Here is a 15,954-nt window from a genome sequence, read left to right as displayed (position 1 = left end):
GCAGTACTAGCCCTGCTAGCCTACCAGCTCTAAGCGCTCAGCATTTGCGGATCATCGACATCTACGGGTTCATGCTAGCCGGGTTATTGATCACCATGAGGACACTGGGAGATCGGTGGGCTCGGTGTTCCTTAAGGGCATGCCTGTCATGTTGCTTTTACTAATAACCAGACCCATGTTGCTGCCCGAATACCGGCACCCCGAAGCCGGCCCGCTGGACTTGACCAGTGTCGCGGCAGCGCAGGTTGACGAGTCCCCTACTGAACGTACCTATTCGCAAGTCCCGGATTCAACGCTGCACTGGGGGCATGTTCGGTGATACTCAGTCTAACCAAGTCGGTAGCATTCCAGAAGTGGCAACCTGCGCTGCCAAAGATTCAAGGTAGTTACATTAACTAATCAAGCATAAAAATGAGAGGTAGTTGAAGAGAATGACGAAGCAAATAAGAATTGGTAAAACTGATTTACTTGTCAATCCAATCGGACTTGGAACAAGCGCTGTAGGTGGGCACAATATTTTTCCTAATTTAAATGAAGAAGCGGGAAAAGATTTGGTGCGGGCTGCAATCAACCATGGAGTGAATTTTTTAGATACAGCGTTTTTTTATGGAACAGGACGTTCAGAGGAGCTAGTTGGTGAAGTGATAAAAGAAGCAGGAAAGCGTCATGAATTCATCCTTGCAACAAAAGGCGGGCTTACACTTGTCCGCAATGATATTGCCATGGATAATTCGCCTGCTTTTTTAAAACAAGCCGTTGAAGATAGTTTGAAAAGGCTGCAGACAGATTACATAGATTTATTTTATATTCATGTTCCAGATCAGGATACACCAAAAGATGAGGCGGTTGGAGTCTTAAAACAGCTAAAGGACGAAGGTAAAATCAGAGCAATTGGCGTTTCTAACTTCTCACTTGAACAATTGAAAGAAGCAAATAAGGATGGTTATATCGATGTCTTACAGGGAAACTACAATTTGCTGCAGCGTGAAGCGGAACAAGAATTCTTTCCATATACGACTGAGAATAATATCTCGTTTATTCCATATTTCCCACTAGCATCAGGCTTGCTGGCCGGTAAATACAATAAGGATATGACATTCAATGATCTGCGCAAAGATATGCCTCACTTCCAGATCGATAAATTCACAAAAAATCTAGAAAAGGTAGAGCAGCTCCGTAAAATTGCAAATGAAAAAAATGCCGAAGTTGCTCATATAGTCCTTGCTTGGTATTTGGCACATGATTCAATAGATGTTGTCATTCCCGGAGCAAAAATAGCAGAGCAAGTGCTGGATAATTTAAAAACATTAGACGTCCATCTGACTGAAGAAGAAATCAACGAAATTGATCGTATTTTCAGATAGGTTTGGTAAAACCGCTTGAATTACCTGCACTTTTTTACATGTATTCAACGTATTCTTGGTAAGAGCATCAACAAAGCCGGCCACAACTGGAACAATCTGTCCAGTAAACCCTTATTATCTTTTGTCGCTAAACCCAATGCAATTAAGAAAAGCAGCTTTGCCGCCCAAAGTGATGAGCGTCTTTATTACGGTTTTCAACAATATAGCGGCCCCTAGTTCCCTTTAGGCCTTGCAATGACAGAGAGCGTCGTGTGAAAAGGAACTATGATCCTCTATATGGCGGAAACTAGGGTAAACGCAGCATGAAAGGGAACTGAGATCCGCTATTTAAGCGAAAACTGCTGATTCCAACCGGAAAATGGTGACATAGCGGATCGTAGTTCCCTCTAGCGTGGAATATCGCGGTTTTCAGAATGATAGCGCACTGTAGTTCCCTCCAACTCGCTATCCTGACATATTTTTCTAGTATCGCGGATTGACGTTCCCTTAGACCTTCGTCGATGGTTGACATGACATACATTCTCAGACAAGACTCGGCTCCACTCTTCCGTTTCTACACATGAACACGTCGTGCAGAAAGTCCCTTGCACCGATAGGGAACCACCTCAAGATCGTGGCACCCTTCACTTGTGAGCAGCTTAAACCATTTTTTTGGGGTCCCGCAATCTCGAAACTTTTGGATTTCTTTCTGCACTATGGGACGTATCTTTTGGCCATGCTCACTTTTAAAGGCTTCCCAGTACCGATTCTCATCAAAGAAAATTCGATATAGGATGTCCTGTTTCATATTCCAAATGTACCAAAAACTAAAAAGGGAGAATCCCTTAAATCCAATCGATTTTCAGTGCTTTCTCCCCTTACAGAATGCCCGCTCTGTAATAATCCGCGAAAAAATGTTACATATAGCCTTGCAAGATCGTTTCCAGATATTGTTCGATGGGAAGCGAATTCCGCAGCGCCAGCAAGTTATTGCCTGCTTCGCCAACGACCGTTCGGAATTGGTTGCTTTCTCCGGTTGCTTGAGCCGCAATGGCATCGACGATGATTTGTGGATCATCGAGATTGCTGTGATCGGAATTATTCATCATCGTGGTAATTTTATTCATTAGCTCGTCATACGCCGTGATGCTCTCTTCTTTGTTCCATCGGATATTATTCTTAAAATTGTTACCCGTAGAGCCGCCTTGTTCGATGAGTCGAAGTTCAATATTCAAAGGTTTGAGCTCGTAATAGAGTCCTTCCGTCAAACCTTCCAGCGCAAATTTGGACATATTATACAAGGAGCCGAGCGGAACGGCCGTGGTGAAACCCATGAATGAACTAATATTGATAAACATGCCTCCGCCTTCGGCTCTGAAATGTGGCAAAAATTTACGAATGACATTGATCGGACCACGAACATTCACGGCATACTGCCAATCGATGGTCTCTTCCAAAGCCAATTCCAACGCACCGTAGACGCCCATTCCTGCGTTGTTGACGACGACGTCGATTTTCCCGAAGGCCGCAATCGCATCGTCGACGGCGGAATTGACTTCCTCCAGGTTCGTGACGTCTAGCTTAAATAGCTTTACGTTCTCGTATGCTGTCAACTCGGTTTCATTTTCCGGGGTGCGCATCGTTGCAGCAACATTCCAGCCGCGCTTCGCGAAATGAATTGCCGTCAACTTGCCAAGCCCCGTACTGGTTCCACTAATAAAAATGGTTTTTGTTGGCATAATAATTCCTCCGATACTAATTATAGTATTTCGTTGTAATGAACGTTCATTCTATAAATAAATCGAACGTTCGATCTAATTTGATTAAAAGAAACAGGCTGAACTTAACCGTTCGAACCTTTTTCTTTGCTCACCGCGTTCCAGCAGGCTAGGATTGCTTGATCAACGATTTCTTTTGTAAGGTCCTGCATGTTTCGTTGATATAACTTTAGAAGATAGACGATCGACCCGTAATGCATCTGAACCATCATATGCGGCTCAAGCGCAACGAACACACCGTCCTCGACCGCCTGTCGATACAGCTTCTCGAGCGGCCCGCACCAACCACCTTTGTAGGCATCTTCCTTGGTCTGCTCATAAATATAGGGTGAGAATGAGTACTGCTCAATAAACCGAAAGCCTTTCGGATACTTCCTGCCCAGTTCAAAAACACGATTCCAAGCCTGTTGGAACTGTTCCTGTACAGAATCGGCATGGTTCAGGTCCTTCGTTACGAACTCCCCGTTGAACTGCACGATAGCCTTGTAAAGCTCATTAATGATGTCTTCCTTACTGCTGAAGTAATGATAGATGTTACCTGTTGAGACTCCGGAATCCTTAGCAATCAATGACATCGATGTAGCCTGCAGCTCCCGATCAATAATCAGATGCAGCGTTGTCTCCAAAACAGCTTTCTGAACTTTATTGTATCGTTCGAACATGTCCTGCCTCCTCTCGCTCAAAATAGATCGAATGATCGTTCTAACCATAATACAAATGAGTCCTTAAGTCAACCCTCCCTGGGTATAGGTAATTCCTACCATATAGATAGGATATCTCATTTATTTGAGGGCATAAAGTCTTGGTCTTTTTAACCCTAGTAAAATATTACCAATCTCTGATAAGATAATATTTCCAAGGATTTCCGCTTAATAAATAGGTAATAAAGGAGACAATAATTGATGAGAAAACTAACATTAGGTTTTATTACTGCATCTTTAGTAGTCTGTATGTTACTAACATTTTCCGGAGCAGCCAGTGCAAGTGACTGGCCTGGACCAAAGGTATATTCGGAGGATTGGCCTGAAAGAGGTTGGTGCTGATCTAGCTTAACTGACCGCAGAACGAGCCTTAAGTATCACTTCTAAGGCTTGTTTTGTGTTTAGGTGGACTTATTGGGCCCACCTAAATCCATTAGCAAACAAGGTGATTCCCCTTCTTTCTCCTACAAGTCGCTAATTTGCAAGCCATTGCTTTAACGTACATTCCTGTTTATTGGAATTCTCAGATCATTAAGGAAAAGGAAGACGCTCTATGACACATATAAATCAGAAAGAAAAATTGCTATTGCGATTAGAACAAATCAGCCAATCTTTACAGAATACAGGAGTAGCCAGAGCATTAATCGGTTTTGGCTCTGTCGCAGAAACCGAGCGTATGGATGCTTATTCAGATTTGGATTTCTTAGCCATTGCCAAAAAAGGCAGTAAGTTAACACTTATTGAAAATATCGATTGGTTAACCTCCATTGCTCCTATAGGCTACTATTATTTGTTTACCAAAGATGGATACAGGATTTTCTATGAAGATGGGATCTACTGTGATTTCGGTATTCTGGAGGAGGATGAAGTGGCCCAAATTCCTCATGCTAATGGTCGGATCATCTGGTGTGAAGAAGATTTCGATCAAAGTCTTTGTTTACCTACTCACACATGTAACTATGAGGAAACGGATTTGAGCAGAGTTGTAGGTGATGTGCTAACAAGTCTTTATGTGGGGCTTTGTCGTTTTGCTCGCGGAGAAAAGTTATCTGCTGCAAGGCATATTCAACATGCAGCAATCGACCACTTATTGTCTTATTCTAATCAATTAGTTAATGAGACCGCTTATTTCAAGGACCTCTTTCAAAATGAAAGACGCTATGAGATACGTTACCCGTCATTGGCCGCATCCTTACCAAATATGATTCAAGGTTATGAAAAATGCCCTGAATCTGCATTGGCAATTTTGGCATTCATCGAAACCCACTTTGACATCAACCTTTTTATGAAAAATAAAATTGCTGGATTTGCCAATGATTTAATTCAAAATAAAGCATAGCGGCTCTAGATGATCTCGCAATGGCAATCTTTCATCACTTGACTTACAAAGCTATCGTCTCTCGTTTAAATTAATTTTTTAGTCAAAATAATTTCCAACGGCTCATTTTCGAGTAATAAACATCCAGCATCCTGATAGCTTAACTTTCTATAGAAATGCTGTGCTTCTTCATTAGCCTGGGTAGACGTCATAACCAATTTAAAGCCTTTTTGTTTCATTTCATCTTCCCATAATAGGACAGCTTGCTTGCCTACACCCTTGCCTCGATATTGTTCTTCGATCCAAATCATATTCATGAAAGGCGTATTATCCCAGAAATATCCGTACCTCATCCATCCAATATTACTTCCTTTTTGGTTCTTTAGTATATATATTTCTTTATTTCTAATTTTTGGTAATATCAAATTCTCTAAAATATGATGATCATGTTTAAATATGTACTCAAAGTCTGAATCCATTGCGACAACTATCTTCATCTTATTCCTCCTTGATACCGCTATTCAATGTGTCGTCCTATGGTCTCCACAATATTACTAAAAACTTCTTCCCAGTCAAGGTTATCATTTTCAATTGTATAGGATGGAAATGGCAGCCTATCAAGCAAGCTCAATTCGATCCGCTTGCGGTTTTCCATAAACCTAATATTTTGTTCCGTTGCGACGTGGGGTTTTGAACGGATGGAAGAAATCCAAACCTGCTGCTCCCGCACACTCGGCTGAGTTAAATAAATCACCACAGGATGCAAATCAACAATCTGAGTGGCGATTTCCTGAATATGATGCTCGATTTGGCGATCAACAGCTTCATAATGACCCAACAAATCATGTATCTGATGTTGGAAAAACACCGCTTCGAGCACATATACTTCCTCCACGGCGCTGGCAAGCTCAGCGAAACGTGCCCAATGCCGCTGAATCGAAATTGTAAACTCTGACAGCGAGGCTACAGGCGTATCCGTCCAACATAGTTCACGAGACTTCAGCTCGGAATAGAGTGCATCCAACTCGTGGAATTCCTTGACTTCACGATAAGGAATCAGATAATTGCTACCATTTTTTATGGCCCATGAACGGATTTCATTAGCGGCGTCTGGATACCGCATCAGAAGTTCCTTATATTCCTCTTCGCGGAAGAAAGCGTGCCAATTCAAACTCGTTGGATGTCCTTTTGATCCCTCGTCATAGAAACGGGAGGAAATACCTTGCTGTACCAGGTAGCTATGCGATCGTTCTGCTAGAGTTGATTTGCCCGTGCCGCACAACCCTTCAACCAAAATCAATTTGCAATTCTTTCGCATGCGATTCACTCTTCCTAAACTTTCTTATAAAAGTATGGTCTTTACATAGATTCATGAGTGTGTACCCTACTTATCGTGGAATGTGTTAACACCGTTGTGATGATGGAATTGTTTCACTGTTTGTTTAAACATACACTTCTCCCCAATCCATCAACGTTATGGTAATAATACCCACACCATTTATAAGAGTCAAGGTTAAACTCTCCTGTCCGATCGCTGAGAAGGCAGCCGAGCACCCTTAACAGAGTCATATCCACAAGGATTAACCGCCTTGGTTAGTGGAGTCATTGCTGCCGATTACTTGAGCAAAAAAGAGAACCTAGCCTGTAGCTAGGTTCTGTAATAGGCACGTTTAGCTGCCTTATTCTTAGCGAATCGACCCTCTTCTATTATGGTTATAAGATAAGCCTCTTCAAAGCTTACTGCTGAATGCCCGTAACGGTATGCACACGGATCGTTTTACCCGGCAAACCGTTGATATCTGTCACCGTACCGGTCGAATTGGTTATTTGTGCCGAGGTGACCTCAACGCTGCCGATGCCAGTTGCCGATTTGGCACGAAGCATCAATTGGAGCAGTTTTTGATCACCGCTGACCGTTCCGCTTCCATAACCACTGTTGCTGACATTGACGGTAACCGTTCCGTTAGCTTGATCATACACCGTATTCGTAACCGTAATACCGGTTTGAGTGCTGTTCAAGCTGACAAAGTCAAATAATTGAGTATTGTAGTGAAAAGCAACTTTCTCAGAGGCAATATTTGTTACATTACGCAAACTAAAATCAATGGGAACTAACTCAGCTATTCCTGCACGGTCAGGCGCTGTAAGCGCAGCCTCAGGCAGGACGGTTTCCTTGTAGAATGCCAGATCATCCAATGTATAATCCCCCGTGTACCGGGTCGGGCTAAAATTGAAAGAATCTATGGCATTAATCGTCGTGTTCCCGTTATAGAAGGGCACACCGGAAATTCGATAAATACCGTTTGTCTTGTCTAATGTGCCAGGAGAATCTACATTACCGGGGTAGTTCTTCAGACTAGCTGTGGCGAACTCAAAATCATAGGTTTTCGTACTCGTGTCAACAACGACCTTTAATTTGATCCAATCGCCGACAGGAATTTTGAAACCTCCTGTATTGGACGGAATCGACATCGTTTTCAAAGTGCCATTATTCAGCACCCAATAACCAAAGCCTCCTCCCGAAAAACCTGACAGACGAGCGGCGATCGCTCCGCTCTTGTGAAGCTCAATTTCATAATTGCCATATGGATTGCTGACCGGGTTGAACTTGTATTTTGTTTCGAAGACAACTCTTCCGCTCATAGCCGGAATGTTCCTTGCCAAAACGGGAGCTCTTCGGTATTCATCCGCTAGATCGTAATACGTATCCTTAAGACTGACCGCCTTATCGGATGTGTAAGCCGACGATGTTACGCTCACTGACGTTCCATGATTCGTATCGACAATCCAGCCGTTTCCGGAAGCAAGCGGTCCCACAGGCATATTCGTAAACGATTCATAAAACCCTCCACTTAAGCCTGGAGCCAGAGTCTTCACCAGGACGGATGGTCCGTACATGGATTGATTACCTCGCAAGTCGGCAGCCTCCACCTTGAAGCGATACATACTGCTAGGCTGCAATCCTTGCACATCATATGTTGTCCCGCTGACAGTCGCAATCTTGTCTACGGCGGATCCGTTGATAAGATAAAGGTTGTAAGTAACCGGTTGACCGGAGTTATCAGTCGCCTCACTCCAAGACAGTCTTGCCGTCTCAGGGAAAATAAGCGTCGTACGCAAGGCAGCATCACCACTCCAGTCGGGTGCAGCGGAATCCGCGGTCACGATATCAAGCGGTAAGCTGTCAAACGACGGGTTATCGCTCGTATCGATTGCTCTCAACTTAATCCGGTAGCCGTTTCCAGCAGTGAGTCCAGGAACGATCGCCTCGGTCACGTTCCCTGTAACGGTCGCTTGAAATACATCGTTCACATAAACTCGGTATTCCTTAATGCCTGCATTATCGCTGGAGGCATCCCAACCAATCGTTGCAGTCGTATCCGTGGTCGTTACCAGACGAAGGTTGGCGGGGACCGTCGGAGGAACTTCGTCATCCTTCACTTCCATAAGGCCGATCCAATCCAAATTCATCAGACCGTTCGAGTTCCACATGGTCAATCTAACGGGTCCGGGCTCTAGCATTGTACCCGTTTTGACTCGCAGCGATCTCCAATTTGCTTGATCTTGCCCGTAATCAAGTGTAGGAGGAACTTGGAAATAGGCGGGAATGTTGATTCCGATTTGCAAGTACCTTGCCGTTCCAACGGCTGGTCCAGACACATACTTTAGAACCAGGTCATAGTTGCCTCGTTTCGGAACGTCAAGTGAATAGCTAAGCCATTGCCCTTTCGTGATCCAGTTGCCGACTCCAATTTTATTAGACAAGAATTCACGCGTCGCATACCGGGTGAACGTCCCTCCTCTTGAAGAATCAAACCTTTCTGCTTCCTGCTGGACGCTAAGCAAATTTCTCACATTGTCATAATCATCTCGAACCTGCGTGTTGACTGGAATATTTGACCCCAGTTTGCGAAGCGTTAGCGGATGATCTGCAGCACCATGTAAAATAATAGACGCGTCCTGTTCCAAATAGAGAGTTTTCTGACTTCCGCTATGTTCGAACAGAAAGCCATTCGGTGCCTCAACGACCTCATAAAGTCCTTCTGAGTTAACCAAATTGCCCCAAGCTACGCTATTACCTTCCAGATCGCTCTGCGCATGCAGCACGACGGATTGATTCGAGCCGTTAACGTTAGTTTGGAGCGTAACGTTGCCTAGTGGTTCCGAGCTCGGGGCGTTATTCAATTTAAACGACTGAGAGCCCTTCTCGACACGCAACGTAAGCGCCGTGGGCGAAGCTTGCCAAAACACTCCTCGGAGTCCCAAAGATTCGCTCGCACTTCCCGTATTCGGAATATCCGTCCCTTGCTCATCTCTCACTCGAGCAATACCATTCGCATGGATCGTCACGTTCGTTTCTTCCGCTCCTGAAATAGACAATTCCTGCTTGCCGAATGCGATGGTTGCCGGCTTATCGCTGGACAGCAGTGTGACGCCATCTTTCACAAGCTTCGTCCCCGATACGAGCATGACAGAATCTCCACGAACTGAAGCTGCTGCGCCGTCGAAACGAATCGCTCCGGCATCAACTTCTCCGCTTTCCGTCAGCCTGACGTATACCGTACTCCCATCTTCAAAGCTCATCTTCATATAATTCCCATGGTTTTCAGAAACGACATTCGGTGCTGCTGTTCCTGACTCGTAGACCCCCATGGTTGCAACGATCGTCGAATTGTTAGACTTGGGCGTAATGAATGCAGCATGTTTCTGGCTCGGTATATTGGCATAATCGCCTTTCGGCAGTACCTCTTGCCCATCCATACTTATGAATTTATCTTCCAGCGTCGCTCGCATGTTCGCAGGATACTGGATTCGCGTCTTGAGTCCCGCCTTTCCTTTGAGAATGGTCGCACCAGCCTGATCCGCATCTAGTATTAGCTGGTCCTCGGCATGCAGTCTCCACTCGAATTCAGAACCGGCTGGATTCGCAGATTTCAGTTGATCTACCACAACGAACATGGACGGCTTCACGTAAATCATATGCCGAACGGCCTTCGTCAGACTTCCCTGATAGGCTGCTGTGGCATCGCCGCTGGTCGCATCGAAATCAGGATGCGTTACAAAACCGAGAATGTTTCCATCTGCATCGATATTGTTGATGGGCTGCCCCTTTTTCCCGTCGATCGTGATCGCATTGCTTGATAATGTCTGAGCCGTATAATTCGTACGATGGGCGCTGTTAAAGTCATCGTAATAGCCGGTCTTCGCCGCAAGCGATTCGCCGTACGCATTGATGACAAAGCTGTTCTGATCCGCTTGGCTATGGATATAGCTGCCATAGGGACTTGATTTGAAATACATCGAAATGCGTTCCGGGTTCAGAAGATCGGAATGCATGGCGACCAGGCCAATGTCTTTAAACCATTTGGAGTTTGGCAAATCGACCGGAGGGCGAGCTTCTACGCTGTTGTCACCGTAGAAATACTTGCTCAATTGATCTAACGAAGGCGAACCTACCGCCTGCGCGCCCCATTGCATCCGTGGGTCTTGAAACATTTGAGCCAGTCTTTGAAAAGTGGTAACGTTTGGCGCTCCGGGAGCGTCATGTGTCCCATCACCGATGATCCCTTTGGGAGATCCATGCGGAAACGCATACAAGGGGAACATTCCTTCATTGCGTGAAAACGCTTTCCCATATAGATTCATACCTGTAGCGCTTAGCAGAACGTCCATAAATTCTTTATTTGTCAAATTTGACCATTGCCAATACCCGGTTCCTTGCGACCAGCCTCCATCTTCACCGCCCCAGTTGGGCATCAAATTGATGTAAGGCGGAACGATTGCTTTAAACCACGGCTCCGCATTTGGGATATCACGCAGGAGAGCAATAGAGACAATTCCCATGAACCCTAAGGCGGTCCAGCCATGTGCATCGTAAGGATTCTTCGTAATGGGATGTTGGACGAGAAGATCATCATACATGGCAGTCATACGGGATACAATCATCGTCTGAATCTTTGTTTTATCGCTTGGACTGAGCAAACTATACACCCAGTCATAGGCCATTGCTGATTGATAAGTGATTGCTCGGTGCACCTGGCCAACTTTCACGTAACTCGTTGTGCCATTCGTATCCCAATTAGCCACGTTGAGCAGCTGTGCCCTTGCACTTTGTCCGAATCGTTCCTCACCTGAAATCAGGTAAACAAAAGCAGCAGTCATTAAATTGTTCAAAACGTCATCGGTATATGATTTCCCCTGAGTGGTTGGCTCCGAAGGCATTGATGCGTTCAAATTGCTGACAGCTTGCGTATACTTGGCATCATAGAACGTTTTACCGCTCGTCAACGCGTAGCTGCGGAACTGCAGAAGCGTATCGGGTGTCGTCCATATGCGTGGATGGGCTGCTGGCACCTTGCTGATCATTGTATCTACAGTGGGTACAGGAAAAGGTACAGCATTCTCCTGGATTCGAAACCGCCGAATTGTCGTCCATTCCGAAGCCGTACCGCTTTGGAAGTAGCGTACCCTCCAATACCAAGAACCCGCTGCGAACGCATCCGCAAAGTTGTAGAAATTGGTCATCAAAGCGCTCGCTTCGTGTGCAACTACCGCAAAATCCGACGTTCGCGATACTTGAAGCTGGTACGATTCTGCACCTAGTGCGGGCGGCCAGCTGAAATCGGGCGGACTTTGCGAGGTGACGAGCGAGTCCTCCGGCCGATAGGGCATATGCTCGCCATTGGCGAATACCGGCCACTGCAGCGCCGTACCTTCAGCACTGGCGTACTGTGGAAATGAAGCAGGATATAGTCCCCCTAGCAACAGCAAGGAAAGCCAGAAAGCTATGATTTTTATTATTCTTACGTGCATTATTCATTCCCCTTTCTCATGATATCGGGATTACCCCAACACTAAAGTGAAAGCTTCCTGCAAAGCATTATTTGCCCGCTTTCTGTCGTTCTAGAGCGGTTTGGTACGTTTCGAGCAGCTTAGCAAGTCCATACTGATTCAAGGAGGAAATGAATGTATCCCACAGCGCTAACGGCATTTCGCCCATGATGAACTTGCTAACGGAAGTCGTGTAATATTTATTGAGTTGATCAGCTTGTGTGACGATGGCGTCGATCTCTTCTTTCGTCAAAATAGGTAAAATGTTGTTGACTGGGAATTGGTATTTCTGCGCTTCAACATAAGCCTCTTGTTCGCTATCTTTTACAAGGGAGAGCCAGGCATCAAAGTCGAACCATCCATACGTTCCAGCCGTTTGAATGCCAGCTTCTTTGCGCAAATCATTCGCTTCCTTAAAGATCGGTTTAAATTTGCGCTTGCCGTTCTCGACGGTGTACGTCTCTCCTTCTTTCCCCCAACTGAGCACATCGCGGCCTTTCTGCGAATAGATGAAATTCAGGTAACGCAGCGATGCTTCCAGGTTTGTCGTCTTGGAGGCAACAGCAAAGCCGTAATCTTCATAATTGCCTTTTGGCAGAAACGCTTTGCTCCCTGCTCCTAGCGGAGGCGCCATAAATTTCAAATGTCCTTCCTTCATCTGATTGTTCATGATTTCAATTTGTCCAATGTATTGCACGGTGATAAATGATTTGTTCGTCGCCATGAATTGGGACCAAGCTTTATAATCCATGGAGAGCCAATCGGGAGGGAACAAGCCCTCTGTATAGAACTTATTCAGATACTCGATCATCTTCTTGAAATTAGGATCGTTCACACCGTATTTCATCTTGCCGGTAACCGGATCTTTATGGAATTCCGGATATACCCCGAACGTAGGAGCGAATGCAAACAGAGTATTAATGCCATGGCGGAATACAAGAGGATAACTTTCCGGGTAAAGCTCTTTCAACTTCTTTGCTGTAAGATAAAGCTCATCCCAGGTCGACGGCGCCTTCAAGTTGTTTTTCTGGAAAACATCGTCGCGATAGAACCAGACTAACTGGTTGCCTGTACCCGCTCCATCGTTAATGATGTTGTAGATCTTTCCATCGGGCTGTGTAACTCTGGCACGAATATCCGGCTTAACATCCAGATAAGCTTTCACATTGGGCATTTTGTCCATATATTTGGACAAATCGAGGAAAGCTCCCTGTGCGCCGAATTTCTGCACATCACCTGGGAAAACGGACATGACATCCGGCATGTTGCCGGAGGCGACTTCCAGCGAGAGCGACTCTGGTGAGGTCGCCGTTTTCTGATTGACCGTAATGTTCGTCTCTTCTTTCACCCACTTCCATACACCCCAATCCTTTTTCGGTGGCCAAGCGGTATTGTACTCGGTAAACACACGAATCGTAGCGGGAGTATAAACAGATGAGCTCGATACGGCATTGTTGGTCGGACTCACCGTTCCTGCACGATTAGGTTCCGCTGAATGATCGGTGGAGCTGCTGCAGCCGGCAAACACTGCGGATGCCAAAACGATCATCGAAACCAAATAACTTCTCTTTGATACTCGTATCATTAAATAACTCCTTTCAATCCTTATCATAGATACCATTGAACGATCCGTAAATGAACGAAAGCCATTCATTCTTCTACTTTTTTGGTATATCCAAAGAAAATCTCAAAAAGCCAAAAAAGTGCACAGCTTGCGATGAAAAAGGAAAAGCTCCGCACTGCGGAGCTTACAGTTATGTATCAAATTCGGGTTTCTTGCGAAATTCGCTAGGTGTAAGCCCGACATACTTCTTAAACATACGATTAAATGATGTAATATTCCGGTACCCTACCGCTGCTGCAACGTCGTGGATTTTCAATTTGTTGTCGGTGAGCAGTGTAGTTGCCTGCATAATTCTTTTTTCATTAATAAAGTCTACGATATTCATCCCCGTCTTCTCTTTGAAGTAGTAGGACAAATAGCTTCCACTCAAATTCAGACGTTCCGCAAGGAGGTCCAGATAGATCTCTTCCTCAAGATGATCGGTTACATAATCGACAACGAACGACGTGATTGGATCACGCAGCTGTTTCTTCTCGCGAAATGCCTCCGCAGCCTGTGTAACCCAATTGAGAAGCAACTGCTCCAGTTCTTCCATCGTAATGCAAGCCTGCATTTGGCTTTCGGCATGTTGGAAGATAGACTGCAGCCGGCCTAGAGAAATATCCAGCGGGGATGCCTCGCTTTTTATTTTGCCAACCAAGCTTCCTCCGAATTCAACCATCGTGGCAGCGGACGGTTCCTTCCCTAGCCATCTGATAAACGTTCGTTCCACTAAGTTCGTCAATTGTAATTCATTTCCTTCGCGCAGGTTTACCTGAAACTCCTTCCATTGATCCGACGCGAAGGCGATTAAATCTGCCTGCTCCCTTCGTTCCGTTATGATCTGTGTTTTGTCAACCATTCTGCGTTCCCGAATCAAGATCTGAACTTCTCGGTAAGCAACAGCAATCTCTTCGGAATGACTATGCACGGAGGAGACCCCCATCGTAATCGTGCCGAATGCTCTATCCTGCTCGAATAAAGCTTCCATTCGGGCAAGTTGACTCGCTAATTCCTCCCTTCGGTCCGAAAAAACAAGACTGAGGATCTGATTATGCTCAATTTGAAAAGTTAAGGAACCCGGAAATGCCTTACTAATTCTATCTTCCATGTACACATTCATGTAGCTAAGCCAAGTTTGAAAAGAAGCGTGCTCCTTCTCTCCCTCTCCTCTGATCATCGCGTGGAACAAAACAACCATAAATGATTTGTTTACAAATGAGATGGGGGTTGCATCCTGACCTTGTATCGCTCTTAGCTGGTGGAGAAAGGATAACTGCTTATGCAACTTGTTCTTGTCCTGTATTTGATGGCGGATAATATTAAATTCTCGAATGGAGGAACGAAAGACGCTTCCGTCATTCTCCCCTCGAATCGTTGCGATTACCTTCTGAAGCGGATTGTTAATGCCAGCAGCGAACAACCAGGAAATGACGATACTTGCCGCGATTGAGATCGCGATGGCGATAATTAAGGTAATGTTCAAACGGGTTTGGGAGGCGATTCTTTCAATCGGGACCCGCTGGACATACGTGAAACCGCTTTCCGCTCCCGTAGACTGAAAATAATATGCGGTTTCCCTCTGGTATTCTGTGGTACTGTGCTTGCCCAGATCTTCTAAATCAATGGGCGGATCCTGACCCTTACTTCGGAAAAGGGCTAGACCCTGTCCGTTATGAATCATAAAATCTTCGTTGATCGTACGATGAAAAGCTTCATACATCTTGCTTGCATCAAGGAATACGATCATCATGAAATCGCTATTGCCTGACGTTTTGAAAATGACGGGAATCAGCTCTTCGTCCCCTGTCTGATCCCGATACATCTGGTTATGAAAAATGGAGGAAGGAAAGATGCGAATATTATAATCCTGGTTAAACTGCCCGCGCCAGAAGTCAGGCAAATACGCTTCGTTCTCATAGAAAACCTGGAACATCGTATCTACTTTTGTACTCGTTCCCTTTTCCAAGATCATCTCATTGCGCTTCGAGTAAAGAACAATATTGTTGATAAACAACTGATTATTGGAGACCCATGAATTTATATCCTGTTGTATGCCGGGGAAATCAATGTATTTCGGATTCGAGTGAAACTTTTGCACTTTCTCACTGATGAAATAAAGCAGCATTTGCCTTTTGATCATGTCAAAATGCTTCTCGTAGCTTTCCATCGTATTATGCAGCATAAGGGTATTATACTTAACGATTTCCTTCCGGACATTTTGTTTGGAAACAGTAAAAGAATATAACGTAAGGGTACTCAAAAGCAAAGTAATGCACAGAAAGCCTGAGAGAAGTCTAAGAAACAAGGATGTAGATCTATTCTTGATATAAAAGAATGGTTGAAGTTTTCTCATGCAGCTCCGCCTTTCTTGATACTA

General features: G+C 45.0%; 9 protein-coding genes and 1 pseudogene. 2 read left to right on the top strand and 8 right to left on the bottom strand.

Annotated features, from left to right (window positions below):
- Positions 1 to 431: 431 nt before the first annotated feature.
- Positions 432 to 1,364, top strand: a complete 933-nt coding sequence (locus tag LOZ80_RS11270; RefSeq protein ID WP_238171519.1) for an aldo/keto reductase — start codon at positions 432 to 434, stop codon at positions 1,362 to 1,364.
- Positions 1,365 to 1,861: 497 nt separating this feature from the next.
- Here the strand turns inward: LOZ80_RS11270 and LOZ80_RS39470 are convergent.
- The 3 genes and pseudogenes from LOZ80_RS39470 to LOZ80_RS11260 form a co-directional block, all read right to left on the bottom strand.
- A pseudogene (locus LOZ80_RS39470) lies at positions 1,862 to 2,151 on the bottom strand (transposase zinc-binding domain-containing protein); the annotation flags it as partial.
- A gap of 109 nt (positions 2,152 to 2,260) precedes the next feature.
- Entirely contained in the window at positions 2,261 to 3,082 is an 822-nt protein-coding gene (locus tag LOZ80_RS11265; protein WP_238171518.1) for an SDR family oxidoreductase, read from the bottom strand.
- A 104-nt stretch (positions 3,083 to 3,186) separates the two neighbouring features.
- Positions 3,187 to 3,783, bottom strand: coding sequence for a TetR/AcrR family transcriptional regulator (locus LOZ80_RS11260; protein WP_238171517.1), 597 nt, complete (start codon positions 3,781 to 3,783; stop codon positions 3,187 to 3,189).
- A gap of 592 nt (positions 3,784 to 4,375) precedes the next feature.
- On the opposite strand from LOZ80_RS11260, the gene LOZ80_RS11255 reads away from it, so the two are divergent.
- Positions 4,376 to 5,161, top strand: coding sequence for a hypothetical protein (locus LOZ80_RS11255; RefSeq protein ID WP_238171516.1), 786 nt, complete (start codon positions 4,376 to 4,378; stop codon positions 5,159 to 5,161).
- Between the two features lie 65 nt (positions 5,162 to 5,226).
- Here the strand turns inward: LOZ80_RS11255 and LOZ80_RS11250 are convergent, their stop codons facing one another.
- The 5 genes from LOZ80_RS11250 to LOZ80_RS11230 all read right to left on the bottom strand — a co-directional run bounded on the left by LOZ80_RS11250 (position 5,227) and on the right by LOZ80_RS11230 (position 15,930).
- Positions 5,227 to 5,637 carry a GNAT family N-acetyltransferase gene (locus LOZ80_RS11250; RefSeq protein WP_238171515.1) on the bottom strand — a complete coding sequence of 137 codons (411 nt, stop codon included), beginning with the start codon at positions 5,635 to 5,637 and terminating at the stop codon, positions 5,227 to 5,229.
- A gap of 20 nt (positions 5,638 to 5,657) precedes the next feature.
- Positions 5,658 to 6,458, bottom strand: coding sequence for a P-loop NTPase family protein (locus tag LOZ80_RS11245; RefSeq protein WP_238171514.1), 801 nt, complete (start codon positions 6,456 to 6,458; stop codon positions 5,658 to 5,660).
- Positions 6,459 to 6,877: 419 nt separating this feature from the next.
- Positions 6,878 to 11,953 carry a DUF4962 domain-containing protein gene (locus LOZ80_RS11240; protein WP_238171513.1) on the bottom strand — a complete coding sequence of 1,692 codons (5,076 nt, stop codon included), beginning with the start codon at positions 11,951 to 11,953 and terminating at the stop codon, positions 6,878 to 6,880.
- Positions 11,954 to 12,020: 67 nt separating this feature from the next.
- Entirely contained in the window at positions 12,021 to 13,556 is a 1,536-nt protein-coding gene (locus tag LOZ80_RS11235) for an extracellular solute-binding protein (protein WP_238171512.1), read from the bottom strand.
- A gap of 169 nt (positions 13,557 to 13,725) precedes the next feature.
- Positions 13,726 to 15,930, bottom strand: a complete 2,205-nt coding sequence (locus LOZ80_RS11230; RefSeq protein WP_238171511.1) for a helix-turn-helix domain-containing protein — start codon at positions 15,928 to 15,930, stop codon at positions 13,726 to 13,728.
- Positions 15,931 to 15,954: the final 24 nt, after the last annotated feature.

It is taken from the genome of Paenibacillus sp. HWE-109, from assembly GCF_022163125.1.
In the GTDB taxonomy this organism is placed as follows: domain Bacteria; phylum Bacillota; class Bacilli; order Paenibacillales; family NBRC-103111; genus Paenibacillus_E.
Note: the sequence above shows the minus strand (reverse complement) of the source record. Positions and strands in the feature narration are given on the sequence as shown.

Excerpts from the sequence above, each read along its gene's own strand:
- LOZ80_RS11270 (WP_238171519.1), top strand. The coding sequence starts at position 432 with ATGACGAAGCAAATAAGAATTGGTAAAACTGATTTACTTGTCAATCCA.
- LOZ80_RS11265 (WP_238171518.1), bottom strand. The coding sequence starts at position 3,082 with ATGCCAACAAAAACCATTTTTATTAGTGGAACCAGTACGGGGCTTGGC.
- LOZ80_RS11260 (WP_238171517.1), bottom strand. The coding sequence starts at position 3,783 with ATGTTCGAACGATACAATAAAGTTCAGAAAGCTGTTTTGGAGACAACG.
- LOZ80_RS11255 (WP_238171516.1), top strand. The coding sequence starts at position 4,376 with ATGACACATATAAATCAGAAAGAAAAATTGCTATTGCGATTAGAACAA.
- LOZ80_RS11250 (WP_238171515.1), bottom strand. The coding sequence starts at position 5,637 with ATGAAGATAGTTGTCGCAATGGATTCAGACTTTGAGTACATATTTAAA.
- LOZ80_RS11245 (WP_238171514.1), bottom strand. The coding sequence starts at position 6,458 with ATGCGAAAGAATTGCAAATTGATTTTGGTTGAAGGGTTGTGCGGCACG.
- LOZ80_RS11240 (WP_238171513.1), bottom strand. The coding sequence starts at position 11,953 with ATGCACGTAAGAATAATAAAAATCATAGCTTTCTGGCTTTCCTTGCTG.
- LOZ80_RS11235 (WP_238171512.1), bottom strand. The coding sequence starts at position 13,556 with ATGATACGAGTATCAAAGAGAAGTTATTTGGTTTCGATGATCGTTTTG.
- LOZ80_RS11230 (WP_238171511.1), bottom strand. The coding sequence starts at position 15,930 with ATGAGAAAACTTCAACCATTCTTTTATATCAAGAATAGATCTACATCC.